Annotated in this window: 19 protein-coding genes; 8 read left to right on the forward strand and 11 right to left on the reverse strand. The window is 72.1% G+C overall.

Features of this window, described 5'->3' with window-relative positions:
• Window positions 1-76: 76 nt before the first annotated feature.
• The 7 genes from OG912_RS17665 to OG912_RS17695 all read right to left on the reverse strand — a co-directional run bounded on the left by OG912_RS17665 (window position 77) and on the right by OG912_RS17695 (window position 9,454).
• A complete protein-coding gene (locus OG912_RS17665; RefSeq protein WP_327710182.1) occupies window positions 77-1,369 on the reverse strand; it encodes an ATP-grasp domain-containing protein in 1,293 nt (430 codons plus the stop codon).
• A gap of 57 nt (window positions 1,370-1,426) precedes the next feature.
• Entirely contained in the window at window positions 1,427-2,722 is a 1,296-nt protein-coding gene (locus tag OG912_RS17670; RefSeq protein WP_327710183.1) for an MFS transporter, read from the reverse strand.
• A complete protein-coding gene (locus OG912_RS17675; protein WP_327710184.1) occupies window positions 2,719-3,522 on the reverse strand; it encodes a polysaccharide deacetylase family protein in 804 nt (267 codons plus the stop codon). The genes OG912_RS17670 and OG912_RS17675 overlap by 4 nt, the downstream gene beginning before the upstream one ends.
• Entirely contained in the window at window positions 3,519-6,626 is a 3,108-nt protein-coding gene (locus OG912_RS17680; RefSeq protein ID WP_327710185.1) for an amino acid adenylation domain-containing protein, read from the reverse strand. Before OG912_RS17680 ends, OG912_RS17675 begins: the two co-directional genes overlap by 4 nt.
• Complete coding sequence (locus OG912_RS17685; protein ID WP_327710186.1) at window positions 6,623-7,954, reverse strand: nucleotide sugar dehydrogenase; 1,332 nt, start codon at window positions 7,952-7,954, stop codon at window positions 6,623-6,625. The genes OG912_RS17680 and OG912_RS17685 overlap by 4 nt, the downstream gene beginning before the upstream one ends.
• 56 nt (window positions 7,955-8,010) lie before the next feature.
• Window positions 8,011-8,178 carry a hypothetical protein gene (locus tag OG912_RS17690; protein WP_327710188.1) on the reverse strand — a complete coding sequence of 56 codons (168 nt, stop codon included), beginning with the start codon at window positions 8,176-8,178 and terminating at the stop codon, window positions 8,011-8,013.
• A gap of 286 nt (window positions 8,179-8,464) precedes the next feature.
• Window positions 8,465-9,454, reverse strand: a complete 990-nt coding sequence (locus OG912_RS17695) for a helix-turn-helix transcriptional regulator (protein WP_327710189.1) — start codon at window positions 9,452-9,454, stop codon at window positions 8,465-8,467.
• A gap of 219 nt (window positions 9,455-9,673) precedes the next feature.
• Here OG912_RS17695 and OG912_RS17700 point away from each other — a divergent pair, with 219 nt between their 5' ends.
• Together OG912_RS17700 and OG912_RS17705 are read left to right on the forward strand one after the other, a co-directional pair.
• The gene (locus tag OG912_RS17700) at window positions 9,674-10,630 is read left to right on the forward strand and encodes a pirin family protein (protein WP_327710191.1); all 957 of its coding nucleotides are present in this window, start codon (window positions 9,674-9,676) and stop codon (window positions 10,628-10,630) included.
• Window positions 10,631-10,714: 84 nt separating this feature from the next.
• Entirely contained in the window at window positions 10,715-11,800 is a 1,086-nt protein-coding gene (locus OG912_RS17705) for an AI-2E family transporter (protein WP_327710192.1), read from the forward strand.
• 17 nt (window positions 11,801-11,817) lie between these two features.
• Here OG912_RS17705 and OG912_RS17710 read toward each other — a convergent pair whose 3' ends face one another.
• On the reverse strand, window positions 11,818-13,905 hold the full coding sequence (locus OG912_RS17710; protein WP_327710193.1) for an ATP-binding SpoIIE family protein phosphatase: 2,088 nt from the start codon (window positions 13,903-13,905) through the stop codon (window positions 11,818-11,820).
• Between the two features lie 152 nt (window positions 13,906-14,057).
• Here OG912_RS17710 and aspS point away from each other — a divergent pair, with 152 nt between their 5' ends.
• The 3 genes from aspS (at window position 14,058) to OG912_RS17725 (ending at window position 18,073) form a co-directional block, all read left to right on the forward strand.
• Window positions 14,058-15,857 (forward strand): aspartate--tRNA ligase, encoded by a 1,800-nt coding sequence (aspS, locus tag OG912_RS17715; protein ID WP_327710194.1) that lies wholly within the window; start codon window positions 14,058-14,060, stop codon window positions 15,855-15,857.
• Window positions 15,858-16,015: 158 nt separating this feature from the next.
• Entirely contained in the window at window positions 16,016-16,945 is a 930-nt protein-coding gene (locus OG912_RS17720) for an intradiol ring-cleavage dioxygenase (RefSeq protein ID WP_327710195.1), read from the forward strand.
• A 330-nt stretch (window positions 16,946-17,275) separates the two neighbouring features.
• Complete coding sequence (locus OG912_RS17725; protein WP_327710196.1) at window positions 17,276-18,073, forward strand: L,D-transpeptidase family protein; 798 nt, start codon at window positions 17,276-17,278, stop codon at window positions 18,071-18,073.
• A 412-nt stretch (window positions 18,074-18,485) separates the two neighbouring features.
• On the opposite strand, the gene metG is transcribed toward OG912_RS17725, so the two are convergent.
• Window positions 18,486-20,096, reverse strand: a complete 1,611-nt coding sequence (metG, locus tag OG912_RS17730) for a methionine--tRNA ligase (RefSeq protein WP_327710197.1) — start codon at window positions 20,094-20,096, stop codon at window positions 18,486-18,488.
• A 148-nt stretch (window positions 20,097-20,244) separates the two neighbouring features.
• Between metG and OG912_RS17735 the strand changes: the two genes are divergently transcribed.
• Both OG912_RS17735 and OG912_RS17740 read left to right on the forward strand, forming a co-directional pair.
• The gene (locus tag OG912_RS17735; protein WP_326740676.1) at window positions 20,245-20,898 is read left to right on the forward strand and encodes a response regulator transcription factor; all 654 of its coding nucleotides are present in this window, start codon (window positions 20,245-20,247) and stop codon (window positions 20,896-20,898) included.
• A complete protein-coding gene (locus tag OG912_RS17740) occupies window positions 20,895-22,091 on the forward strand; it encodes a sensor histidine kinase (RefSeq protein ID WP_327710198.1) in 1,197 nt (398 codons plus the stop codon). The genes OG912_RS17735 and OG912_RS17740 overlap by 4 nt, the downstream gene beginning before the upstream one ends.
• Here OG912_RS17740 and OG912_RS17745 read toward each other — a convergent pair.
• On the reverse strand, window positions 22,040-23,452 hold the full coding sequence (locus OG912_RS17745) for a VWA domain-containing protein (protein ID WP_327710199.1): 1,413 nt from the start codon (window positions 23,450-23,452) through the stop codon (window positions 22,040-22,042). The two genes, OG912_RS17740 and OG912_RS17745, sit on opposite strands and share 52 nt — an antisense overlap.
• 276 nt (window positions 23,453-23,728) lie before the next feature.
• Here OG912_RS17745 and OG912_RS17750 point away from each other — a divergent pair, with 276 nt between their 5' ends.
• On the forward strand, window positions 23,729-24,136 hold the full coding sequence (locus OG912_RS17750; protein ID WP_326737289.1) for an RNA-binding S4 domain-containing protein: 408 nt from the start codon (window positions 23,729-23,731) through the stop codon (window positions 24,134-24,136).
• Window positions 24,137-24,179: 43 nt separating this feature from the next.
• Here OG912_RS17750 and OG912_RS17755 read toward each other — a convergent pair whose 3' ends face one another.
• On the reverse strand, window positions 24,180-26,096 hold the full coding sequence (locus tag OG912_RS17755) for an FUSC family protein (protein WP_327713463.1): 1,917 nt from the start codon (window positions 26,094-26,096) through the stop codon (window positions 24,180-24,182).
• Window positions 26,097-26,350: the final 254 nt, after the last annotated feature.

Raw genomic sequence — 26,350 nt, forward strand, 5'->3', positions numbered from 1 at the left:
CTCTTCTCTCTGTTGTGCGGGCACCCGCCCGGCGCCGGGGACGCCGGGGATGCCGTCCGGATCGGCCGACGCGGTGTCAGCCGGTGGAGGCGAGCGCCTCGTGGCGCGCGGCCATGCCGTCACTGCGTACGGTGAACGACAGTTTGCGTACGCCCTCCTGGGCGCGCCGCAAGGCCTCGTCCTGTGACGTGCCCACTGCACAGACATGTGCACCCCGGGCGAAGGATCCGGTGACTCCCTTGAGCCGCTTGCCCGGTTCGCGCAGCACCTCGACGTCGACGACGCCCTCCAGCGCACGGGCCTCCTCCTCGCCCGTCACCTCCACGATCTCGCCCACCGCGTCCGGGCAGGCGTACCAGATGGCCGCCGCGACCGGACCTTCGGACGGGGCCGCGAGGGCGGCGCGCAGGCTGTCGAGGACCTTGATGCCCACGGCCTGGCGGGCGACGACGTCGATCAGGTCGACGCCGCTGACCCGGGCCCACAGCTCGGGGATCTCGTCGCCCGCCGGACGCAGGTGGGTCTCCACGATGTGGACGGCGTCCGCGGCCACGATGACCTCGGTGTGCGTGACACCCTGCCGGACGCCGAGGGCCGTCAGCATGCCGGTCACGGCGGTACGGATCCGGGTCGCGTCGGCGTCCGGAAGGGGGGCGGGGACGACATGGCCGACCTCGACGAAGTGGTCGTGCTCGGAGATCTTGAGGGTGATGCCCACGGCCAGGTGCTCGCCGTCCTCGCTGACGCACTCCACGCTGTACTCGTCGCCGGTCAGGAACTCCTCGACGAGCAGGTCCGGCGCGTCCAGATCGCCGGCTCCCTCGGCGCCCCAGGCCAGGGCGCGCGGGATGTCGGCCGGCCCGTCGATGCGGGTGACGCCCTTGCTGGCGACTCCGCGCACGGGCTTGCAGATCAGCGGGTAGCCGGTCCGCTCGGCGACCTTGAGCACGCCCTCGACGTCATGGACGGTCTCGGCGACGACCCGGCCGATGCCGGCCTCGGCCAGCACCCGGCGCATCGCGTACTTGTCGGCCACGGCCCGGACCGTGTCGGCGCTGTGCCAGGCGAGACCGAGGTCGAGCCCGATGGCCGCGGTCTTCTCGGTGTCCTTCTCGGTGAAGTTGGTCAGCCGGTCTACCGGGTCGATCGCGTGCACGAACCGCGCGGCGGCCACCCACTCCTCGACCGGTGCGTCCTCGCGGAGCACGATCAGGCGCTGGATCTTCTCCCGGCTGCGCAGCCGGGGCACCACCTCCGGCCGGCAGATGACGGTCGTGCGCAGACCGGGCCAGGCGTCGCGGGCGCGGTCGGGCAGATCGCGGCCGCCGCTGACGATCAGGAGATGCTGGGGCGGGGGTGTGTCGGACATGCTTTCCTCCGTCAGTGCGCATGCCACCGAGGGGTGGGAACGCGTCGGTGCGTTTGGTCAGGAGCCGTCGGTCGCGGGCACCGGCTCTTCGTGCGGCGCGGGCCCGGTGGTGACGGGCTTCGGCCTCTCACGGGTGCCGAGCCAGCTCAGGGCCGCGGAGAGCGGGAAGCAGACCGCGATGATCAGCCAGCCGCCCGGTCCGGTCCCGGCCAGGAGCCACAGCACGACGGCCGGCCCGGCGATCTCCGCCGCCGAGAAGCCCACGTTGAAGAAGGCGAAGTAGCGGCCCTGCGCCTCCTCGGGCGACATCGCGAAGGAGATCTCCCAGGACGACGCCGAGTGCAGCAGTTCACCGAAGGTCAGCAGGAGCAGCGCCGTCACGAGGGTCACGATCGCCCAGCCGGAGGTGTCCGCCCAGCCGCTCGCCGCGAACGCGATACAGGCGAACAGCAACAGCACCGACGACATGGTGGTGGCCCGGGTCGCGGTGGCCAGGTCGGTGATGTGCCGGGTCACCCTGACCTGGGCCAGCACCGTGAGCACCGTGTTGGTGGTGACCAGGACGGTGATCATCCAGATCGGTGAGGCGGTGTGCTCGGCCACCCAGAGCGGCAGCACGGTGATCAGGATCGCGTCGTGCAGGAACATCACGCCGTTGGCCGCCGTGGCCGCCACGAACCGCAGGTCGCGGATCGGCGGGACCACCTTCTTCGGGGTCGCTCCCTTCTTGGCGTCCTTGGCGACCGCCGGGCCGACCCGGGGCAGGATCCAGACGAGGGAGAACACCACCAGGAAACTGAGCGCGTTGCCGATGAACAGCCAGTGGAACGCGGTCTTCGACCCGGTGGTCAGGGCGATGCCGGCGAGCGAGAACCCGATGGTGAAGCCGAGGTTGCGCAGGGACCGGATGAACCCCATCGTGCGGTTGCGTTCCGTTCCGGTGATCAGGCGGCCCACCAGGGCCTGATTCAGCGGCTGTCCCGCCCGGTCCATGATGTACAGCAGGCTGGCCGTCACCACGAACTGGTTGAATCCGTCGACCCTCAGATAGGCGAGGTAGCCGATGGCCCGCCACAGACAGACCACGAGGATGATGTTCCTCGGGCCGTAGCGGTCGGCGAGCATGCCCATCGGGACGGTGGTGGCGAGCCCGACGACTCCCGCGATCGCCAGCCCCACGCCGAGCTGGGTCTCGCTGAGTCCGGCGAAGCGCGTGAAGTAGAGGGCGGAGCCCGCCAGGAACATGCCGGTTCCCATGGAGCCGATCAACGCGTTCACCGCGATGATCCGGGACTCCCTGGTGGCGGGCAGGGCCCCGGTCAGCCGGGTGCGCCACGTCTTCTGTTCGGTCATCTCTCTTCCCTCTCGGAAGCGGTCAGGAAGGGGCCGGCGCCGGACGGGCCCGACGGCGCGTCCCACCCGGCGCGCCAGTGGCGCACCAGTCCGTCCCAGGTGTCGGCCGCCCCGGAGGGCAGATAGGTTCTCCGGATCCGCTGCGGGCTCGCGGTCCACGGCGTGGCGGGCGAGCGGACCGTTCCGAAGCCCAGGACACCGTCGGGCAGTTGAGGTTCGGTGGGCACCCCGCCGTAGGGGTAGGCGAACAGCCGGGCCGGTCCCGCCCCGTACCGCTCCCGGATGTCGGCGAGCGAATCCAGGGTCTGGGCGCGGCCCTCGGCCGCGGGGATCCGGTCGAGGTGCGGGTGGGTACGGGTGTGGGCGCCGATCAGGTGCCCCTCCCGGGCCAGTTGGTCGCACTCCTCGTACGTCAGGTGGTCCTCGCGCGGACGGGGACTGCGCCGGCCCAGCAGTCCGGTGCAGACGAAGAACACCGCGCGGACGCCGAGACGGTCCAGGATGTCCCGTGCGTGGGTCGTGTTGTCGCGGTAGCCGTCGTCGAAGGTGACGAGCACCGTGGGACGGCCGGGCCGGCGGGGGCCGCCGTCGGCGAGCAGGTCCGCGGGGTCGTACGGGTCGAAGTGTTCGAGCACCTGCTCCAGCCCGCGCTCGAACGCGTCCGGGGACAGCGCGGTGTAGTGCTGGACGTCCGGGTGCACGTGGTGGAAGTACAGCACCAGCGGCCAGTGCGGCGCACTGCCCTGAGCGGGCTGGTGCTCGGCCGGGACGCCGGGGACCACCGGCGGGAGCGGTGTCATCGGGCACCGCCGTTCACCGGGAGGGCGGTGTCCGCGGTCCGGGGCCCGCCGGGGGAGTCCAGGGTCTGCCGCATCACGCGGTCGATGTGGCGGGCCAGTTCCTCGATCCGTTCCGCGCTCCAGTGGACCGTGGAGTACTTCAGGCTCATCTCCAGCTCCCCGTCGACGATGTCGCCCTCGGCCATCAGCAGATAGCGCTCCTGCTGGAGCGGTGAGCGGTGCGCGCCGAAGCTCTCGTCCGCGGGCCGCAGCACCGCACCCGGCGCGCGCTGTTCCAGCCGCAGCAGATGGCCGCGGAAGTTGAGCCGGACCCGGGGGCGGGGGCAGGCCGCCAGGGCCGCGCGTTCCGCCGGATCGGGCGAGAGGAAGCGCAACGCGTCGAAGCCGTAACGCCGTTCGGGCAGTGCGGCCGGACCGGCGAGCGCGGCGGTCAGGGCGCGGACGCCCTCGCCCTCCCACCGCAGGACGGCCGGGTACGTGCTCTGTACGTAGCCGACCGTGCGGGAAAGGTCGAGGTCACCGGGGGACACGTCACGGCTGTGCGCGTAGACATCCACGCCGTGCACGGGCTCCCCGGTCCAGGCCGCCAGGCCGCCGACGAGACAGCCGAGCGCGAAGTCGTGCGGGGCGATGCCGGTGGCGGGGAGGTGCTGGAGCACCTGCGTGGTGAGGTCCCGGGGCAGCCGGAAGCGGTGGGTGCGCAGCGTGGGCAGCAGGGCGGTGCCGTCCGTGTCGGGCCGGAGCGCGGTGAACTCCTGGGTGCGGGCGGCCCATTGGGCGGCGTCCTGCCGGGCCTGCGCGCCGGTGACCCAGTCCCGCAGCGCGGTGCCGACGGCCCGGGGGCCCACGGCTGCGGCTTCCGGCCGGCCGTCGCCCAGCAGCAGTTCGAGGTCGTCGACGAGCAGGCCCATCGACACCCCGTCGAGGACGAAGTGGTGCACGGTCAGGAGCAGTCGGGCGCCGGCGTCCGCGCCGTCGATGTACAGCAGCTGGAGGACCCGGCCCCCGGCGAGCGACATCGACGTCTGCGCCGCGGCCAGCGCGTCCTCCAGCCGGGCGGCGCGCTCCCGCGCCGGGACCGGGGCGAGGTCGATGATGCGGACGGCGTCCGCGGGGCCGGTCTCCCGCAGCTCGGCCGTGCCGTCCGCGCACAGCGCCGTACGCAGCGCGGGGTGGCGTCGCCGCAGGGCCGCGGCCACCCGGCCGAGGCGGTCGGCGGACAGGCCGGAGTCGGTGGTGAACAGTGCGTTCAGGCAGAAGTGGTCGCGGTCCGGCAGGTCGCCGTCGTGCAGCCAGCGGTGCTGGGCGGGCAGCAGCCCGAGCGGGCCCGCCGCCTCCTCCTCGACTGCGTCCGGCGCGCGGCGGCCCTCCGCCCTGGTGACGGCGGCGCGGGCGGTGCGCCCGACGAGCAGGTCGCCGGGGTTCATGGAGATGCCCCGGGCCCGCATCCGCCCGCAGACGCGCAGGGCCATGAGGGAGTCGCCGCCCTGGGCGAGGAAGTCGTCGTCGGGGCCGAGTCCCGGCGCGAGCAGCAGGCCGCGGAGCAGGGTGAGCACCAGGTCCAGCGGTGACCGCGGGTCCTCGTCGGGAGCGGGCGTCGCCCCGGCGGCGAGGGCGGCGGCCGCGGCCTCGGCCGCGGCGCGGCGGTCGGTCTTGCCGGAGGTGGTGAGGGGCAGCCGGTCGAGTACGGCGATGCGGCCCGGGACCAGGTAGGCGGGGACCCGCTCGCGCAGGTACTCCCGGACCGACCGGGGGTCGGGGCCGGTTCCGGTGCCGGCCACCGCGGCCGCCAGCACGTTGCCACCGGCGCCGTCGTCCATGGTGAACGCGGTCGCCGCGGTGATCCCGGGGGCTTCGAGCAGGTGGCGGTCGACCTCGTCGAGCTCGATGCGGTGGCCGCGCACCTTCACCTGGTTGTCGACGCGCCCCAGGAACTCGATGCCGCCGTCCTCCCGCCGCACCACCATGTCGCCGGTGCGGTACATCCGGGCCCCGGGGGCCGCCGCGTACGGGTCGGGCAGGAAGCGTTCCCGGGTCCGCGCCGCGTCGTTCAGATAGCCCAGGGCCAGCGGCTCGCCGCCGATCCACAGTTCGCCCGGCGAGCCGTCGGCGACGGGACGCCCGTCCTCGTCGAGGACCCGTGCCACCCGGTCGCCGACCGGGTGGCCGATGGGCAGCCCGGCCGTGTCCGGCACGGCGTCGCCGGGGGCGAGCACCAGGGCGGTCGCGGTGACCACGGTTTCCGTGGGGCCGTAGCCGTTGACCAGCACGGTGTGCGCGAGCGGGGTGCGGCGGTGGGCGCGGGCGTCCGCGGTGGTGGCGTTCTCGCCGCCGATGACCACCGTGCGGACCCCGGCGAAGGACGGGGATCCGTCGCCGTCGAGCTCCGCACAGAGCATCCGCCAGTAAGCGGTGGGGAGTTGGAGGACGGTCACCTTCATCTCCTCGGCGACCGAGGCGAGGCGGGCGGTGTCGGGGACGCTGCCCGTGCCGTGGAAGGCGAGGGTCCCGCCCGCGGCGAGGGTCGGCCAGATCTCCTCCTGGGCGACATCGAATCCGAGACTCGCGAACTGCAGCACGGTGCTGTGCCGTCCGAGCGCGAACAGGGCGACGGAGGCGGTGACATGACGGGCCAGTGCCCGATGTCCCACCAGGACGCCCTTGGGTGCCCCGGTGGACCCCGAGGTGTAGATGACGTACGCGCCGTGATCGTCGTCCGGGGTGTGCGGGCCGGCGGGCTCCGCCGGGTCCCCGGCGGACGGCAGGAGCGGTGTGCTGTCGTCGAGGACCACGGTGGCGCCGCTGTCGCCGCGTACGTGGGCGAGGCGTTCCGCGGGGGTCGCCGTGTCGACGGGGACGAACGCGGCGCCGGCGAGCCAGGTCCCGAGCATGGCGACGACCGCCTCCGGACCGGAGGGCAGGCGGACCAGGACGGTGTCGCCGGGCCGTACGCCGCGGCCCGCGAGGGCCTGCGCGGCCTGCTCGGCGCGGTCCCACAGCTGGGCGTAGCTCACGGTGCCGGCCGGGCTCCGCAGGGCGGTGTCCGCGGGGCGGCCGTCCGCGTGGGCGCGGATCAGGTCCATGACCGAGGGGTTCCGGGTCATGCGTACACGCCCTCCTGCGTCGTCGTGCCGGGACCGCAGGGGTCGAGGACGAGCCGTGCGTGGGCGAGCAGTTCGCCGTCGTACATCCGGTGCCGCTGCACGACGATCGTCAGGTCGGCGGCGGCGAGGTCGGCCACCAGGTCCCGCCCGGCGGGGACGGCGCGGCCGCGCGCGGAGAACGTGGTCACATACGGGTCGTGGAACATCACGTCGGCTCCCGCGCCGAGCAGTTCGACGGCGAGCGGCTCGGCCGGCGAGTGGCGGATGTCCGCGACGTCCGGCTTGTAGGTGACGCCCAGCAGGAGCACCTTGGCCCCGCGCACGGTGACCTGGTGCGCCGCGAGCAGTTCCTGTGCGCGGGAGGCGACCCAGACGGGGATCGAGTCGTTGATCCGCTGGGCCTGCTCGGCCATCCGGAACGGCACCCCGGCCTGCGTCGCGCGGTGCACGAGGTAGAGCGGGTCGACCGGAATGCAATGGCCCCCGACCCCCGCGCCGGGACGGAACGGTGTGAAGCCGAAGGGCTTGGTGGCGGCGGCGTCGATGGTCTCCCAGACGTCGACGCCCAGCCGGTGGCAGATCTGCGCGAACTCGTTGACCAGCGCGAGGTTCACCTGGCGGTAGGTGTTCTCCAGGATCTTGGCGGCCTCGGCCTCACGGCTGGAGCGGGTGACGTGCACCTGTTCGGTCAGCCCCGCGTAGAACGCGGCGGCGCGGGCGCCACAGGCCGGGGTCAGTCCGCCGACCACCTTGGGCGTGTTGTGGAAGCCGTACCGGGTGTTGCCCGGGTCCACCCGCTCCGGCGAGAACGCCAGGTGGAAGTCGACGCCCGCGGTCAGGCCGGACTCCTCCAGGATGTCGCGGATGACGCCGTCGGTGGTTCCGGGATAGGTGGTGGACTCGATGATCACCAGCTGTCCGGGCATCAGGTGCTGGCGGACCGTGCGCACCGCGGACAGCAGGGGCTCCAGGTCCGGCACGCCGTGGGTGTCCACCGGCGTGGGGACGCACAGCGCGACGACGGAGCACTCGCTCAGGAACGCGGGGTCCGTGGTGGCGTCGAGCAGCGGTGCCACGGAGTCCAGTTCGGCGCGGGTGACCGTGTCGACGGGCGGGCGGCCGATGTTGACCTGGGCCACGAGGAAGTCGCTCAGGTCGAGTCCGCGGGTGCGGTGGCCGCCCGCCGCCGCGGCCACGGCGAGCGGAAGGCCCGCGTAGCCGATGCCCATGACGGCGACGTCGACGGTGCGGTCGTGGGGCGCGGCCGGGGCGGCGCCGTCCGTGAGGACCTGCTCGGGCGGACCGGGTGGTGCGGCGATGACGTCCATCGGGCTCTCCTGACGCGCGGACTGGGCAAGGGGGCGGGCGGGGGCGCGTGGGCGCACTACCACCAGCCGTTGTCGCCGCAGGGCCAGTCCACGACGGTCGTCCCCGTACCGGGAACCGATGCGAGGGTCCGGCTGCCCGCCTCCGGCCCGGCCGTCGCCCAGTGGACCGCTGCCGCCGCGGTGAGGAGGGAGATACAGAGGAAGGCGCGGAGTCGTGCAGACATGGTGGTCCCCCGGAGCGTCTGGCGAGTGCGGAATCCGGCGGAGAGAAGGGCGGTTGCTACCACCCGTCGCCGGCGGGACCCATGCTGCTGCCCCGCCGGTCCGGGGAGCAACACATTGCGTGCGGCGGCCAATAGTCATGGCGGCAGGGCGCCACACCCCGTACCTGTCTCAGAATGTGAGACGATCCGGAAGTGGGTTCTCCCCTTCCGGAACGAGGGCGTACGAAGCCCCCGCGACCGGCCTTCGGACCTGTGACTCCGCGGCCGGTCGCCCCAGCAGCCGGGCTCAGTCCAGGAGTTGGAGCTCCGCCACACGCAGGGCCGCCTGGAAACGCGTGTGCACGCCCAGCCGGTCCATCAGGCAGGTCATGTACCGGCTCAGTGTCCGTGGGGAGATGCCGAGGTGACGGGCGATCGTCTCGTCCTTGACGCCGTCGGCGAGCATGCGCACCACGACGAGGTCGTGCGAGTCGAGTTCCGTCCCGAGGGTGCCCCCGGGGGCCGCGGGGCGGACGGGGGCCGAGGTGTGCCAGCAGTAGTCGTACAGCGCGTGCAGGGATCTCACCAGCGCCTGCCCGTGGATGGCGGACGCCCCCTCGCTGCTGTCCTGCGGGTTGATGGGCAGCACCGCGAGGTCGTCGTCGAAGAGGATCATCCGCAGGGGCAGGTAGTCCGCCGTGCGCGCCGTGCGCCCGATCCGCTCGGCATCGGTCAGGTAGGCCGCCATGTAGGGGACCTCGGCCGTCCGTCGCGAGTAGAGCGTCTCCACCTGGATGCCGCGGCCCTCCATCTCCTTGTCCCGCAGCAGCATGTCGTCCATGAGCTCCTCCGGCGGCGGCCCGCCGGGGTGCATCGACCGCATGCGCACATTGCAGGTGCTGCCCGCGTCCTCCAGGAAGGCGTTCACCAGCGCCGGCGTCGGCAGGGTCTCGATCTCGACGGACTCGCGCCGCTCGTCGTGCAGGCGCGGGTAGTCGCCGATCAGCGAGGCGACGGCGCCACGGATCCTGGCCAGGTGCTGCAGGTGCGCCGTGGTGTGGCGCTCCTCGGCGGAGAACAGCCGGGTCAGCGCGGCCTTCGGGGTGACCGTCACGTAGCCGCAGGGCGCGGACGACGCGGGGACCAGCAGGCCGGCCGCGCAGAGCTGGTCGCACGCCCGGTCCGCCTCGGCGAGGGAGCACTGGGCCTCGGCCGCCATCTGTTCGAGCGACCAGCCGGGATTCCGGTGGATCAGTCCGTAGAACCGCTGGCGCACTCGTTCGGTCGGCTCGTTCACTCGTCCCCCTCGGTGTCGGCTCGGCTCCCTCTCCGCCGCGGGGGCGGGACGTCACTCCATCCCCACGAGACCCAGAGGGCACAGCTGTCTCATAGGTACCACCAGACCCTTCGGGGGTCGATCCTCAGTACGAGGGAGGTGCGGGAATGGATGGCACCTTGCAGGATGTTCACCATTCAACTAAATTGGTTCCAGAACAGTCCCCCGGAGGTGGCTCCCATGCCCGCAGTGACCGTCGAAAACCCGCTGACCCTGCCCAAGGTCGCCGCCGCCGGCGACGCCGTGGCCCGTCCCGTGCTCGCCGTGACCACGGCGCCGAGCGGGTTCGAGGGCGAGGGCTTCCCGGTCCGCCGCGCCTTCGCGGGGATCAACTACAAGTACCTCGACCCGTTCATCATGATGGACCAGATGGGCGAGGTGGAGTACGCCGCAGGGGAGCCGAAGGGCACCCCCTGGCACCCGCACCGCGGCTTCGAGACCGTGACGTACCTGATCGACGGCACCTTCGTCCACCAGGACTCCAACGGTGGCGGCGGCACCATCCAGAACGGCGACACCCAGTGGATGACAGCCGGATCGGGGCTGCTCCACATCGAGGCGCCGCCGGAGTCGCTCGTCATGTCGGGCGGTCTCTTCCACGGGCTCCAGCTCTGGGTGAACCTGCCCAAGGCCGACAAGATGATGGCCCCGCGCTACCAGGACATCCGCGGCGGCCAGGTCCAGCTGCTCGCCTCCCCGGACGGCGGCGCGCTGCTCCGGGTGATCGCGGGCGAGCTCGACGGCCACGAGGGTCCGGGCGTCACCCACACCCCCATCACGATGATCCACGCCACCGTGCGCCCCGGCGCCGAGGTGACGCTGCCGTGGCGCGAGGACTTCAACGGCCTCGCGTACGTGCTCGCCGGCCGCGGCACCGTCGGTGAGGAGCGCCGTCCCGTCCACGTGGGCCAGACCGCGGTCTTCGGCACCGGCTCCTCGCTGACCGTCCGCGCGGACGAGCAGCAGGACGGCAACACCCCGGACCTGGAGGTCGTGCTGCTCGGCGGGCGTCCCATCCGGGAGCCGATGGCGCACTACGGGCCGTTCGTGATGAACAGCCAGGCCGAACTGAAGCAGGCCTTCGAGGACTTCCAGGCCGGCCGCCTCGGCTCCGTGCCCGCCGTCCACGGAATGTGAGTTCCGCCGCCGCCGTATGACGGTCCATCACTCGTACGGCGGCACGGGCGGGACACCGCTCCCATGGCGTGATCGGGTGAGGGGGTGCAGACCAATAAGCCTCTCCTGCCCGATGCCGCCCGGCGTACGGCCGCGTGGTGCGGTGTCGTCCTGCTGGTCGCGGGTGTCGCCGCCGTCGCCGTCTTCCTCTGCATCGTCCTCAAGGCCGCCGTCACCCCGGTCCTCCTCGCGCTGCTCGGTACGGCGCTGCTCGGGCCGGTCCACCGCCGGATGACCGCCCACGGGGTGAACCGCTCGGTGGCGGCCGGGCTCACCTGCGTCCTGCTCGTCGCGGTGGTCGGCGGTGCGGGCTACATCGTCGTCGCGGCGCTCATCGAGACGGGTTCCCAGATCGTGGACTCGCTGAAGGACGCCGGGCAGTGGGTGGTCGACCACTTCGGGGTCGCCGACGGCGTGAACGTCGCCGATCTCGCGGCCAGTGCCAGGAACCTCGTCGAGAAGTTCGGCGCGAGTGCCGCGGGCGGGCTCCTCAGCGGGCTCACCCTGATCGGCTCGCTCATCGCCACCAGTGTCCTCGCCCTGCTGCTGACCTTCTTCTTCCTGCGCGACTCCGACCGGGCCGTGAAACTCGCGCACACCATCGCCCCGCGCGGCACCGGAGACCTCGTCGAGGCGATGGGCCGGCGGGCCTTCGAGGCCGTCGAGGGCTTCATGCGCGGGACGACGCTCATCGCCCTGATCGACGCGGTGTGCATCACGGTCGGCCTGCTGATCCTGCGCGTGCCCGGCGCGGTGGGGCTCGGTGCGCTGGTCCTGGTCGGGGCCTACATCCCGTACCTCGGTGCGTTCATCTCCGGGGCCGTCGCGGTCCTGGTGGCGCTCGCGGACCGGGGGGTGGTGATCGCGCTCTGGGCGCTCGGGATCGTCCTCGCGGTGCAGCTGCTGGAGGGGCATGTCCTGCAGCCGATGATCCAGAGCCGGACCGTACAGATGCACCCAGCGATGATCATGATCGCGCTGACGGCGGGGGCGAGCGTGGCGGGCCTGCTGGGGATGCTGCTCGCCGTCCCGGTGTGTGCCGCGGTCTTCGGCATCATCGGCGAACTGCGCAACGGCGGCTCCGACGCCCCGGAGGCATCCGCCGGACCGTCCGGGGCGCCGTCGTCGTAGCCGCCGTCCGGCCGCCTCTACGGCTCCGCCGACTCGTACAGCTCGAACCAGATCGACTTCCCCGTGCCCCGCGGATCGACCCCCCAGGCATCGGCGAGCATCTCCATCAGCACCAGACCCCGGCCGCTGGACGCCATCTCGCCCGGCCGCCGCCGGTGCGGCAGCTCGTCGCTGCCGTCGGACACCTCGACCCGCAGCCGCCGCCCGCCGTGCTCCCCGCTCGCCTGCGCGACCATCAGCGCGTCGCCGTCGGTGTGGACCAGCACGTTCGTGGCCATCTCGGAGACCATCAGCACGGCCGAGTCGACCTGCTCGGGGTCCGCCCAGTCGTGCAGCAGCTCGCGCAGCAGTGACCGGGCCGCGGCGATCCGCTCCGGCTCGGCCTGCGCGATGGTCAGTGCGATCCGCCGGGGCGCGGCCGGGTGCGCCGTGGAGACCTCGCGGCGCAGCAGCAGGACCGCTATGTCGTCCTCGCGCCGGTCGGCGAGCGGTCCCGTCGTGTAGTGCGAGGCCGGTCCGTGCACGGCTTGCACCAGCTCGTCCGCGAGCTTCTCCAGATCGCCGTTGTGCCGCTCCAGGATCGGCCGGAGCCGGACCCAGCCGGTGGCCAGGTCGTGCCCGCCGGTCTCGATCAGCCCGTCCGTGCAGAGCATGATCGTTTCTCCGGCCTCCAGCGTGATCCGGGTCATCGGGTAGTCCGCATCGGCCTCGATGCCGAGCGGCAGTCCGCCCTCGGTCTGCCGGATGACGGCCGTCCCGTCGCCGGTCATGACCACGGGGTCGGGGTGGCCGGCCCGCGCGATGTCGAGGGTGCCGGTGTCCGGGTCCGCCTCCGCGTACAGGCAGGTCGCGAAGCGTGCCCCCGTCTCCCCGCCCTCCTCGTACGCGTCGGTGAGCCCGGACAGGAAGCGTGAGGCGCGCGCGAGCACCGCGTCCGGGCGGTGCCCCTCGGAGGCGTACGCGCGCAGGGCGATCCGCAGCTGGCCCATCAGCCCGGCGGCGCGCACGTCATGCCCCTGGACGTCGCCGATGACGAGGGCGATGCGGCCGTTGGGGAGCGGGATCATGTCGTACCAGTCGCCGCCGACCTGGAGGCCGCCCCCGGTCGGGACGTAGCGGGCCGCCACCGTCATCCCCGGGATGTCGGGCCCCAGGGACGGCATCATCGAGCGCTGGAGCCCCAGCGAGAGCTCCCGCTCCGTCTCGGCGACCCCGGCCCTGGCGAGCGCCTGGGCGAGCATCCGGGCCACGGTTGTCAGCACCGACCGCTCGTCCGGCGAGAAGGACACCGGATGCCGGAACCCGGCCATCCAGGTCCCCATCGTGCGCCCCGCCACGATCAGTGGCAGAAAGGCCCAGGAACGGCGTCCGAACCGCCGGGCAAGCGGCCACGTGGCCGGGTAACGGTCGCGGTAGTCGGCGGGCGTGGCCAGATAGACCGCCCGCCCGGTCCGGACGACCTCGGCGGCCGGATAGTCCGTCTCCAGCGGCATCTCGCTGAACGGGCCCTCGTCACCCATGTCGTGCCCGTGGTGCCCGACGATCGTCAGCCGTTCGCCCTCGACCCCGAAGACCGCCAGCCCGTCCGGTGAGAAGCCGGGCATGGAGAGCGAGTAGGCCACCCGCAGCACTTCCGCCGTCGACCGGGCCTCGGCCAGCGCCCGTCCCGCGTCGAGCAGGAACGCCTCGCGCGAACGCCGCCAGTCGCCGGTGATCGGGGTGTGCAGCCCGGTGGTGCCGGGCTGCGGTTCGGCGACCTCCTGAAGCGTGCCGACCAGTACGTAGTCCGCCTCGTCGCCCTCCTCGGGCGGGAGCGGTTTGGAGCGGCTGCGTACGGTACGCAGCACCCGGCCGTGCTCGTCCACGATCCGCACCCGGGCCTCGGCGAGCGTGCCCTCGGCGACGGCGAGGTTCACCACCCCGTAGATCTCGTTCCAGTCGACGGGATGGAAGCGGGAGCGTACTTCCGACTCACGGAATTCACCGGCCTCGGCAGGCAGCTCGAGCATCCGGGCCGCTTCCGCGTCCAGCGTGACCGTCCCGGCCCGGTTGTCCCAGCGCCACAGACCGGTCGCGGTCGCGGCCAGGACTTCCTCGGTGCGCATTGCCCCACTTTAAACCGGCCTGCGCCTGCGGGGCAGCGCCGAGTACCCGTCGGCGATCTTGATACGGACAATGACAATGAAACGGTCCGGTCGCGGGCGGTAGCCTGGGGTGGCTGAATCCGCCCCCAACCGCGAAGACTGGATGAACGACGATGCATCGGTACAGGTCCCACACCTGCGGCGAGCTCCGCGCCTCTGACGTCGGCACCGACGTCCGGCTGAGCGGCTGGCTGCACAATCGCCGAGACCTGGGTGGCATCCTCTTCATCGATCTGCGCGACCACTACGGTCTGGTGCAGCTCGTCGCCCGCCCCGGCACCCCCGGCAACGACGCCCTGGCGAAGCTGACCAAGGAGACCGTCGTACGGATCGACGGCAAGGTCTCCGCCCGCGGCGCCGACAACGTCAACCCGGAGCTCTCGACCGGCGAGATCGAGATCGAGGTCACCGAGGTCGAGGTGCTGGGCGAGGCCGCCCCGCTGCCCTTCACGATCAACGCCGAGGACGGGGTCAACGAGGAGCGGCGCCTGGAGTACCGCTTCCTCGACCTGCGCCGCGAGCGCATGCACCGCAACATCATGCTGCGCTCGTCCGTCATCGCCTCCATCCGCTCCAAGATGGTGGCCCTCGGCTTCAACGAGATGGCGACCCCGATCCTCGCCGCGACGTCCCCCGAGGGCGCCCGTGACTTCGTGGTCCCGTCCCGCCTGAACCCGGGCAAGTTCTACGCCCTTCCGCAGGCGCCGCAGCAGTTCAAGCAGCTGCTGATGATCTCCGGCTTCGACCGCTACTTCCAGATCGCGCCGTGCTTCCGCGACGAGGACGCCCGCGCCGACCGTTCGCCCGGCGAGTTCTACCAGCTCGACGTCGAGATGTCGTTCGTCGAGCAGGAGGACGTCTTCCAGCCGATCGAGAAGCTCATGACCGAGCTCTTCGAGGAGTACGGCAACGGCCGCCACGTGACCTCGCCGTTCCCGCGCATCCCGTTCCGCGAGTCGATGCTGAAGTACGGCAACGACAAGCCGGACCTGCGGGCCAAGCTGGAGCTCGTCGACATCTCCGACATCTTCGCGGACTCGGAGTTCAAGGCCTTCGCCGGCAAGCACGTCCGCGCCCTTCCGGTGCCGGACACCGCGGGCCAGTCCCGGAAGTTCTTCGACGGCCTCGGTGCGTACGCGGTCGAGCACGGCGCCAAGGGCCTCGCCTGGGTCCGCGTCGGCGAGGACGGCACGCTGGCGGGCCCGATCGCCAAGTTCCTCACCGAGACGGACATCAAGACCCTCACCGAGCGGCTGTCCCTCGTCCCCGGCCACGCCGTCTTCTTCGGCGCGGGCGAGTTCGACGAGGTCTCCAAGATCATGTCCGTCGTCCGCGTCGAGGCCGCCAAGCGCGCCGGCCACTTCGAGGAGGGCGTCTTCCGCTTCTGCTGGATCGTCGACTTCCCGATGTACGAGAAGGACGAGGACACCGGCAAGATCGACTTCTCGCACAACCCGTTCTCCATGCCCCAGGGCGGCATGAAGGACCTGGAGGAGAAGGACCCGCTCGACATCCTGGCGTGGCAGTACGACATCGTCTGCAACGGCATCGAGCTGTCCTCCGGCGCCATCCGTAACCACGAGCCCGAGGTCATGCTGAAGGCCTTCGAGATCGCCGGTTACGAGGCGGAGACCGTCGAGCGGGAGTTCGCGGGCATGCTGCGCGCGTTCCGCCTCGGCGCCCCGCCGCACGGTGGCATCGCCCCGGGCGTCGACCGCATCGTGATGCTGCTGGCCGACGAGCCCAACATCCGCGAGACGATCGCCTTCCCGCTCAACGGCAACGCCCAGGACCTGATGATGGGCGCCCCGAGCGAGCTGGACGAGACCCGGCTGCGCGAGCTGAACATCCAGCTCCGCAAGCCGGTCGCGTCCGCGAAGGGTGCCGCCGAGAAGGACGCCACCGAGAAGTAGCCCGCCGCGCTCACGGGCGCATCCACCGGGTTTCACGTGAAACAGCCCCTGGCACACCCGCCGGGGGCTGTTTCGCGTCCGGGGGCTCTCCGGGATCACACAGGAACGCACAGCCCGCGCTCACGCCCCTGCCAGCTGGGCTGCCTAGCCTCCCCCACATGACAGAGACTCAAGGACCCGCACACAAGAAGGACTTGACCCGGCGCCGGATGATGATCGCCGGTGGCGCGGTCGTCGTCGCGGCCGGGATAGGGGCCGGGGCTGTCGCGAACGCCTCTCCAGGGGAGAGCAGCGGTGGCAAGGGGAACAAGGGCGACGCCGAGCAGGGCGAGGCGTGTTACCGCCTCACCTCGGAGACCACCGAGGGCCCGTACTACATCGATGCCGACAAGATCCGAAAGGACATCACCGAGGACAGGGAGGGCATCCCGATGACCCTCCGGCTCAAGGTGATCGACACCGACACCTGCAAGCCCGTCAAGCTGGCGGCCGTCGACATCTGGCACTGCGACGCCCTGGGTGTCTACTCCGGCTACGAGAGCATGAGCCAGGGCGGCCCCGGCGGCGGTGGCACCCCGCCGAGCGGCGCCCCCACGGACGCCCCGACCGGTACGCCCCCGACCGGCACACCCCCGTCCGGCGGCCCCGGCGGTGGCGGCGGCGGACACAGCGAACCGACCGACGACGAGCGCTATCTGCGCGGCACCCGGCTCACGGACAAGCACGGCTACGTGGAGTTCAAGACGATCTTCCCGGGCTGGTACCAGGGCCGCGCCGTGCACATCCACACCAAGGTGCACGTCGGCGGCAAGATGACCGACGCCGGGTACGAGGGTGGCCACACCTGCCACACCGGCCAGTTCTTCTTCGCGGAGTCCGCGGTCCTCGACTCGGCGAAGGTCGCGCCCTACTCCACCAGCACCACGACCCGTACGACCCTGACCGAGGACACCATCTACGACCAGAGCGGTGTCACGGGCGGGCTGCTGAAGCTCTCGTACCGGAAGAACCACATGGCGCGCGGCGTCGTCGGCTCGATCACCATGGGCGTGGACCCGGACGAGACGCACGACGGCACGGGGATGTGACCACCCCGCACTGATCCCCCCGCGCACTGATCACCCCGCACTGATCACCCCGCACCACCCCAGCCTCCTCAGGCCTCCGTTCCCCCGCGGAGACGAAGGGCCCCGAACCGGAGCACCCGGTTCAGGGCCCTTCGTGCTGCCCGGCGACACATGGCTGCGCGCATACAAGTACACGGATCACCCGAACGGTTAGACCCGGATGGCCCCGGCTCCGGATTGGCGGGCTTCCGCTGCGGCAAAGACTGCCTGGGCCGACCCCGGCAGAGCGGATGGCGAGGACCGCGTCCGCAGAGCCCCGTGGTCGCCCCGCCGACCGCTGAGGAGCCCTCCGTGCCCGAGCCCCGTGTTCCGCTGCGCCTGCCGTTCGTCGTCTGCGCCGCTCTCCTGCTGCTGCTGGCCGGGTGCGGGTCGGGCACCCTCGCCGGCATGGACGGCAGCGGTGCCACCACGAAGGCCGCGGGCGCCACCGGCGTACCGGGGCCGCCCGGGGCCGCCGCCGTACCGCCCACGCCGTCACCGCCGCCGGCCCCGCCACGGGAGATCCCCGGGCTCGGGCCGCAGACCCGGGCGCAGATCCCGGCCGGGGCCCGTCAGGCGTTCGTCGTCACCGGCGAGTCCCCGGACTCCAACCGCTCCACGGCCGTGCTCTACACCCGGGACGACCCCGCGGTGGGCTGGCGGGCCGCGCTGGCTCCCTGGCCCGCCCACAACGCGCTGAACGGTTGGACGGCCGAGCACTGGGAGGGCGATCTCCGCTCGCCCGTCGGCGTCTTCACCCTGACCGCGGCGGGTGGTCGCCTCGACCCCCCGGCGACGGCCTTCCCGTACGACCTCAGCCCGGACTTCAAGGTGGAGGGCGAGGGCTTCCACGGGGAACCGCTGGAGGGGTCGTTCGACTACGTGATCGCCATCGACTACAACCGCGTCCCCGGCACCTCACCCCTGGACCACACCCGCCCCCTGGGCGACGAACGCGGCGGCGGCATCTGGATCCACGTCGACCACGGAGGCCCCACCCAGGGCTGCGTCTCGGTCACCGAGGACCGGATGAAGGAGCTGCTGGGCGTCCTCGACCCGGCGAAGGAGCCGGTCATCGTGATGGGGGACGCGGCGTCGTTGAGCCGTTGAGGCCCCTGTGGGGCCGGGTCCTTGTTGTGGGGTGCCCCCGGTCCGGGGTGCGGGGTTCCGTCCTCAAGCGCCGGACGGGCTGGTTTTGTGCGGGTGCTCCGCGGGGCGGCGCCGTTACCCGGTGGATGGGGGCGGGGCCCCTCCGGGGCGTCTCCTCAGAAACTGGCGTGGCAACGCACTCCGTTGCGGGGGCCGGGTAGTACGCCATTTTCCTGCGGGGACGCCCCTGCACGGCCCCACCCGACGCCGTCGTGCGCCCGCACCCCCGGTGGCACCACGGGTGGAAGAACCGGGGCGCGGGCGCACCTCACGGGGCGCGGGTCTTTGTCCTCAAGCCCGTCCGGCGCTTGAGGACAAAGACCCGCGCCCCGGTCCGGGGCAAGCAACAACCGAGGACCCGGCCCCGAAGGGCCTACGGCTTCTCCTCCAGGCGCGGGAACAGCACCGCGCCCTTCGTCACCGTCGCACCCGGCCGCAGCAGACCCCACGTGCCCGCGTCCTGCACGTGCTGGTCGGACAGCGCGCCCAGGGACTCCTCGGCGCCCAGCGACTCCCACAGCTTCTGCGAGGTGTCCGGCATGACGGGGTTCAGCAGGACCGCCACACCGCGCAGTGCCTCGGAGGCCGTGTACAGGATGGTCGCGAGGCGGGCCCTGCCCTCCGGCGACTCGTCCTTGGCGACCTTCCACGGCTCCTGCTCCGTGATGTAGCCGTTGACCTGCTTCACGAAGTCGAAGACCGCCAGGATGCCGCCCTGGAAGTCCAGCTCCTCGCCGATCTTCAGGTCGGCCGTGGTGACGGCCTTGGCCAGGCCCTCCTGGACCGCCTGCTCGGCCTCGCCCGCGGCCGTGGCCTCGGGGAGCGTGCCGCCGTAGTACTTGCCGACCATGGCCGCGAGGCGCGAGGCCAGGTTGCCGTAGTCGTTGGCGAGCTCGGAGGTGTAGCGGGCGGTGAAGTCCTCCCAGGAGAACGAGCCGTCGCTGCCGTACGCGATGGCCCGCAGGAAGTACCAGCGGTAGGCGTCCACGCCGAAGTGCGAGGTCAGGTCCTGCGGCTTGATGCCCGTCAGGTTCGACTTCGACATCTTCTCGCCGCCGACCATCAGCCAGCCGTTGGCGACGACCTTGCCGGGCAGGGGCAGACCCTGCGCCATCAGCATCGCCGGCCAGATGACCGAGTGGAAGCGCAGGATGTCCTTGCCGATCAGGTGCACGTTCGCCGGGAACGTACCGTCGAACTTCTCCTGATTGGCGCCGTAGCCGACCGCCGTCGCGTAGTTGAGCAGCGCGTCGATCCAGACGTAGATGACGTGCTTCTCGTCCCACGGGACCGGGACGCCCCAGTCGAACGTGGAGCGGGAGATCGACAGGTCCTGCAGGCCCTGCTTGACGAAGTTCACGATCTCGTTGCGCGCGGACTCCGGCTGGATGAAGCCGGGGTTGGCCGCGTAGAACTCCATCAGCTTCGGGCCGTACTCGCTGAGCTTGAAGAAGTAGTTCTCCTCCTTGAGGAGCTCCACCGGCTTCTTGTGGATCGGGCACAGCTTCGTGCCGTCCTCGGCCTCGATCAGGTCGCCCGGGAGCTTGTACTCCTCGCAGCCGACGCAGTACGGGCCTTCGTACCCGCCCTTGTAGATCTGGTCCTTGTCGTACAGGTCCTGCACGAACTCCTGCACACGGTCGGTGTGCCGCTTCTCCGTCGTACGGATGAAGTCGTCGTTCGCGATGTTGAGGTGCTCCCAGAGGGGCTTCCAGGCCTCCTCGACGAGCTTGTCGCACCACGCCTGGGGCGTGACGTTGTTTGCCTCGGCCGTGCGCATGATCTTCTGACCGTGCTCGTCCGTGCCGGTGAGGTACCACACCTTCTCGCCGCGCTGACGGTGCCAGCGGGTGAGCACGTCGCCTGCGACGGTCGTGTAGGCGTGGCCCAGGTGAGGAGCGTCGTTGACGTAGTAAATGGGGGTCGACACGTAGAAACTCTTCACGTCGTCGCCCCCCTGCTTCTCTGATCCAGTGGCCGCCATGGTCGAAATCCTAACGGTCCGGGGGAGATCCACTCACACCGATAAACCCGGGAGCGGATGCGGAGAGCTTTGCGAAACATCCCGTCCGGTAGCAAAGACGCATCCTGGGAGGGAGTGGACACGCGTGCACGAGGCAGGGGACATCACGATGCGGGTACTGGTCGCCGAGGACGAGGAGATCCTGGCGGAGCTGGTCGCCACCGGGCTGCGGCGGGCCGGGTTCGCCGTCGACACGGTGTACAGCGGTGATGCCGCCCAGGCCTACCTGGGGCTGCACGACTACGACGTCGTCGTCCTGGACCGCGATCTGCCCCGGGTGCACGGCGACGACGTGGCCCGCGGACTGGTCGCCTCCGGCTCCCGGACCAGGATCCTGATGCTGACGGCCGCCGGGTCCATGGAGGACCGCGTCTCCGGGCTCGACCTGGGGGCCGACGACTACCTGGGCAAGCCGTTCGAGTTCCCCGAGCTGGTGTCGCGGGTTCGTGCCCTGCGGCGGCGCAGCGCCCGCCCCGTACCGCCGCAGCTGGTGCGGTACGGCATCCGGCTCGACACCGTGCGCCGCACCGCGAGCCGGGACGGCCGGGAGCTGGACCTGTCGCCGAAGGAGTTCGCCGTGCTCCAGCTGCTGCTGGAGGCCGACGGGGGGACCGTCAGCGCGGAGGAGCTGCTGGAGCGGGCCTGGGACGCCAACGCCGACCCCTTCACCGGTGCCGTGCGCGTCTGCATGAGCAAGCTGCGCGGAAAGCTCGGCGAGCCCGCCGTCATCCGCACCGTGCAGGGCGTGGGGTACGCCCTGTGAAGCGTCGGACGGGGGCGCCGCACGCCACGATCAGGACCCGGATCGCGCTCGTGTACGGGGGAGTGTTCCTGGTCCTCGCCACCGGTCTGCTCGTCACGGTCAACCTGGCCTTCCGGGCCGGCACGGACTCGCAGGCCCGCGACATCGCCCAGACGGCCGTGGTCGTCCAGCCGGGCTACGCGGTCAACGGCCCGCCCGTCTCCCGGGCCGAAGTCGGGCCGCTGACCGTCTACGACCTCACCGACGACGTCAGCACCGCGGCCGGGCATCAGCTGCTCATCTGGTCCGCGGCAGCCGTGTTCGTGATGACGGCGTGTGCGGTGGGCGTCGGGTGGTGGACGGCCGGGCGGGTCCTGCGGCCCGTGCACGCGATGACCGCCAAGGCGCGCCGGCTCTCCGAGCACACGCTGCACGAGCGGATCGCCTCCAGCGGACCCGACGACGAGCTCAAGGAGCTGGGCGACACCCTGGACGCGCTGCTGGCCCGGCTGGAGAAGGCCTTCGACAGCCAGCGCCGGTTCATCGCCAACGCCTCGCACGAGCTGCGCACCCCGCTGGCCACGCAGCGGGCGGCGATCCAGGTGGGTCTGGACGACCCGACGCCGGACGATCTCGTACGGACGCGGCAGACGCTGCTGGACAACAACCGGCGCAGCGAGCGGCTCATCGAGGGGCTGCTGGTGCTGGCGCGCAGCGAGCGGGGGCTGGCGAGGAGCGAGCGGGAGTCCGTGGACCTGGACGTGGTGGTGGCCGAGGAGTCGGGCCGGTATCCGGGGGTGCTGCTCGACGCCGAGCGCTGTGCGGTGCGCGGGAACCGGCTCCTGCTGGCTCAGCTGGTGGCCAATCTGCTGGCCAACGCGGTGACGTACAACGTCCCCGGCGGGAGCGTGGCGGTGTCCTTGGTCCGGGCGGGCAGCGGGGCGCTGCTGGAGGTGCGCAACACCGGTCCGGTGGTGGACGCGGCGGACATTCCCGGCCTGTTCGAGCCGTTCCGGCGCGGCGAGGGCAAGGACCGGATGGGGCCGGGCTCGGGGCTCGGTCTCTCGATCGTGCGCTCCATAGCGGTGGCGCACGGCGGTACGGTCACGGCGGTGCCGGGCCCGGAGGGCGGGCTCGCCGTGACCGTACGCCTGCCGGTTGATCAGGCGTTGGCGGCGACCCAGGCGGGCAGCGCGGCCAGCGCCTCGCGGTAGAACGCGGCGTCCGTGACCTCGCGGGGGGCGGGGCCCGCGTGGAAGAAGCCGGCGTTCGGGGCGTCCAGCTTCCGCAGGAAGTCGAAGCCCTTCGCGTCCTCGTCGCCGAACGCGACGAACTGGAAGAACAGCGGCAGCCGTGCCGCCTCGTTGAGCGCCTGGCGGGCGGCCTGCTTGACGTCCGGCGGGCCGTCCGTCTGGAAGATCACCAGCGCCGGGCCGGTGGCCTCGGACTTCTCGTAGTGTGCGACGACCTCTTCGACGGCGCGGTGGTAGTTCGTCCGGCCGAGCCGGCCGAGGCCCGCGTTCAGCTCGTCGATCCGGCCCTCGTGACCGTCCAGCTCCACCGTGCCGGTGCCGTCGATGTCGGTCGAGAAGAAGACGACCTGGACGGTGGCGCTCTCGTCGAGGTGTGCGGCGAGGGCGAGCGTGCGGTCGCCCAGGTGCTGGGCGCTGCCGTCCTTGTAGAACGGCCGCATGGAGCCGGAGCGGTCCAGGACCAGGTACACGGTGGCGCGCAGGCCGGTGAGCCCGTGCGCCTTCAGCCCGGCCTGGGCGGCCTTGTACGGGGCGACGAGCTCGGGCGCGCGGGCCTTGACCTTGGCGAGGGTGAGCGCGGGCTTGCCGGCGGGGGCCTCGGCGGCGACCGGTTCGGGGGCGGCGAGCGGTTCGGCGACTACCGGCTCGGGCTCGGGGAGGGTTTCGGCGACCACGGGTTCGGGCTCGGGGGCGACCTCGGCCGCGACCGGCTCGGGCTCGGGGAGCGGCTCCGGTTCGGGCTCCGGGTCCATGTCGATCGTGATCGGCGTGGGCTCGGCGGCGGCTGCGACGGGCTCGGGCTCGGCGGCGGGGGCTTCCGCCTCGACCTCCGGCGCAAGCGCCTCCACCGGCTCCGCGGGTGCCACGGTCTCGGCGACCTCAGCGACCTCAACGGTCTCAGCGACCTCGGCGGGCTTCGCGACCTCGGCGGGCTCCGCGACCTCCGCCGGCTCCACGGCCTCCGCGGGCTTCGTCCGGGACCCCGACCCCTGCGACGGAACCGTGGGAGTGGTCTTGGGGGCGGGTGCGGCGGCCTTGTCGAAGGCCGCGGCCACCAGGTCCGCCGCCGCTCCGCCGTCGTCCGTGCTGGACCGGGACGCGGGGGTCAGGACCGACTCCGAGGAGGCCGGGGCCGGTACCGACGCCTTGACGGCCGGAGCGGGTTCGGCCGCCGGCACGGTCTCGGCGACCGGCTCGTCCACCGCCACCGACTCCGTGGCCAGGGTGCGCTCGCCCTGAGGCGGCACCGTGGCCGTCGTCGGCTCGTCCTGCTCCGTGCGGTCACGGCCGAACACCTTGCGCAGCAAGCTCCGAATGCCCATGGGCGAGGCCTTTCGCATGAGTTGGGTGCGATGAATGTCCGTACTGCGGGAATTGATCCCTGGCCAGGGCGGATACGTAAGGTTAGCGGCCGGATCCGGCCCTTCGGTGGCACGGCCCGCCTGTGGGGCAACTGAGCTGCAACCGATCCCGGACCGAGTCCTGGGCGACTGCTGTGGCGGACCGGTGCCGGTTCCTCACCTGCACCTGTCACCTCTCCCTGCGCGATGACGACTTGTGCCGATCCTGTGCGCGTCCACCGCACTAGAGTCGGACCCATGGTTTCCGGTGAGGCGCCGCAGGCGGCAGGCAGCGTTCGGGTTGATGTCTGGATCTGGTCGGTCCGGCTCACGAAGACCCGTGCGCAGGCGGCTGCCGCCTGCCGCGCGGGTCATGTGAAGGTCGCGGGTGAGCGCGCCAAGCCCGCCCAGGCGTTGCGCGTCGGCGACGAGGTGCGGTTGCGGCACGACGGCCGGGACCGGGTCGTCGTCGTGTCGAAGATCGTGAAGAAGCGGGTCGGGGCACCGGTGGCCGCGGAGTGCTTCGTCGACAACAGCCCGCCCCCGCCGCCGCGCGAGACCGCGATCCAGGTTCCGGTACGGGACCGGGGCGCGGGCCGGCCGACGAAGCGGGACCGGCGCGAGATGGACCGGCTGCGCGGTGCGGGGCCCGAGCCCTCGGAGTGATGGTCGCCGGGCCCTCGGAGTTGACGGGGCGCGGGGCGAGGTCCTACGGCCGGGGTGAGGCGATGGCCCGTGCCGCCGCCACCTCTTGGCGCAGCGGGGCGAGTACGCCCTCGTCGTCGCCCGGAAGTTCGGCGCGCACCTCCACCAGGACCTCGCTGGCCCGCAGCCCATCCGCCAGTTCGACCAGTTGACGCCGCACCACGGCCACTTCCGCCGGTTCCGGTTCCGGGGCCCCGTGGTTGACGCGGACCCGGGCCGCCGTCGTGGCGTCGACGATGCGTTCCACGGCGACGACCAGCGGCCACCAGGCGGCGGCGCGGGTGCCGGTGGGGGGCGGTTCGGTCAGGGCGCGCTGGAACTCGGAGCGTACGGAGGACAGATCGCGGTAGATGCGGCGGCGGACCCGGACCCGCTCCGCCCGGTCGCCGTCGCCGCCCGGCTCGAACGCGTACGCCACATAGTCCGCGATGTCCGTGACCGCGTCGGCCAGCCGGTGGCCGATCCGGGTGTGCCAGCTCTCCGGCCACAGCAGATAACCGGCCACCAGCACGATGGCGCAGCCGATCAGGCTGTCCAGGAAGCGCGGCCAGACCAGGTGCACGCCCTGGTGGTTCAGCAGGTCGGACAGCAGCAGGATGACCGGGGTGACGGCCGCGGTCTGGAAGGCGTACCCCTTCGCCGTGAGCGCCGGGATCAGCGCGGCGAGCAGCACCATCACCGGCACGTCCCACCAGCCGATCGGCACCTCAGCCAGCACCGGCGCCGCGATGACGAGTCCCGCGGCCGTGCCCACGGAACGCAGCACGGCGCGGGAGAACACCGAGCCGAAGTCGGGCTTGAGGACGAAGGTGACGGTCAGCGCCACCCAGTAGGAGCGCGGCACGTCGACCAGTGAGGTCAGCGCCTGGGCCAGCCCGATACAGAGCGCGAGGCGAAGCCCGTACCGCCACGAGGGGCCGGACAGCAGGACGTTGCGGGTGGCGCGGCGGACGCGTACGCCGAGCGCGGCGGGCCGGCCCAGCCGGTCGTCGACGTTGTACGGATCCGGTTCGGCCTTGTGGACGACCGCGAAGGCATGGCGCAGCGCGCTGTCGACCGCCCGGGTGGCGGGCGAGTCCGGGGCGGGCAGGGCGGGTTCGGCGCCGCCGGTGCGGGTCTCGGCCACGTCTGCGGCCAGGTCCCGCACCGCTTCCGGGATCGCGTCGGGCAGCCGGATCCGCCGCACGTGGACGGCGGGCGCGGCCTCGACCAGCGGGATGACGACGTTCAGCTGGGACAGCATCCGCACCATCGCGCCGCTGCGGCCGTGGTAGCGGGCGCGGCGCGCGAGGATCAGGTCGTAGGAGGTGTTGAGGGACTCCGTGACGGCCTGACGCTTCTCCTCGTACGCCTCGGTGCCCGCGGCGGCGAGCAGATCGGCGACCGCGAGATAGGTGCCGGTGACCGCGACCCGTTCCGGCAGTTTCCGCCGCAACGGCCAGGCCAGCAGGGTCAGGGCGAGGACGAACAGACCGCCCAGCGTCAGCAGGAGCGGTGCCACCCACCACGGGTCCGGCATCGGAAGACCGGCGCCGACCACGGAGTTGAGCAGGAGCAGCAGCCCCGAGACGGAGGCGACGGCGCCGATCGTCGACATCATCCCGGAGACGAGGCCGATGAGGGTGAGCACGGCGACGGCCGACCAGCCGGTCCCGTACACGAGCGTGCCGGCCATGATGCCGAGGGCGCCGAACAGCTGCGGCACGGCGATGTTGAGGATGCGCATCCGGTACGCGTCGGCGGTGTCACCGATGACGCCGGAGAGTGCGCCCATGGAGGCCAGCGCCCCGTACACCGGCCGGTCGGCGGCGAATCCGACGGCGAGCGGTGCGGCGAGCGCCACTGAGGCGCGGGCGACGGCGGCCCAGGGGATGGGGGTCGGCTGGGGGCGCAGGCCGTAGCGGAGCCAGACGGGCGGCATGGCCCGCCGCTGGGCCGGGGTGGGGCGGACGGTGGAGCCGGCGGCCGCCACCGCTTCGGTGCCGTCGCCTCCGCCCGCGTGGTCGCCCTTCGCGCCCGCGTCGGATCCGCTGCCTTTCAACGCGCCCCCTTCACCGTTCGGCGGTCAGCTTCGGTACCGGCCGATTCCGGTCTCCACGGTACGCAGTCGCGCCTGCTCATCGGCGGTGAGGCGGGCCTCCCGGTCGGCGGCGGTCGCGCGGCCGTCCGTCACGG

The organism is Streptomyces sp. NBC_00464, assembly GCF_036013915.1.
In the GTDB taxonomy this organism is placed as follows: Bacteria; Actinomycetota; Actinomycetes; order Streptomycetales; family Streptomycetaceae; genus Streptomyces.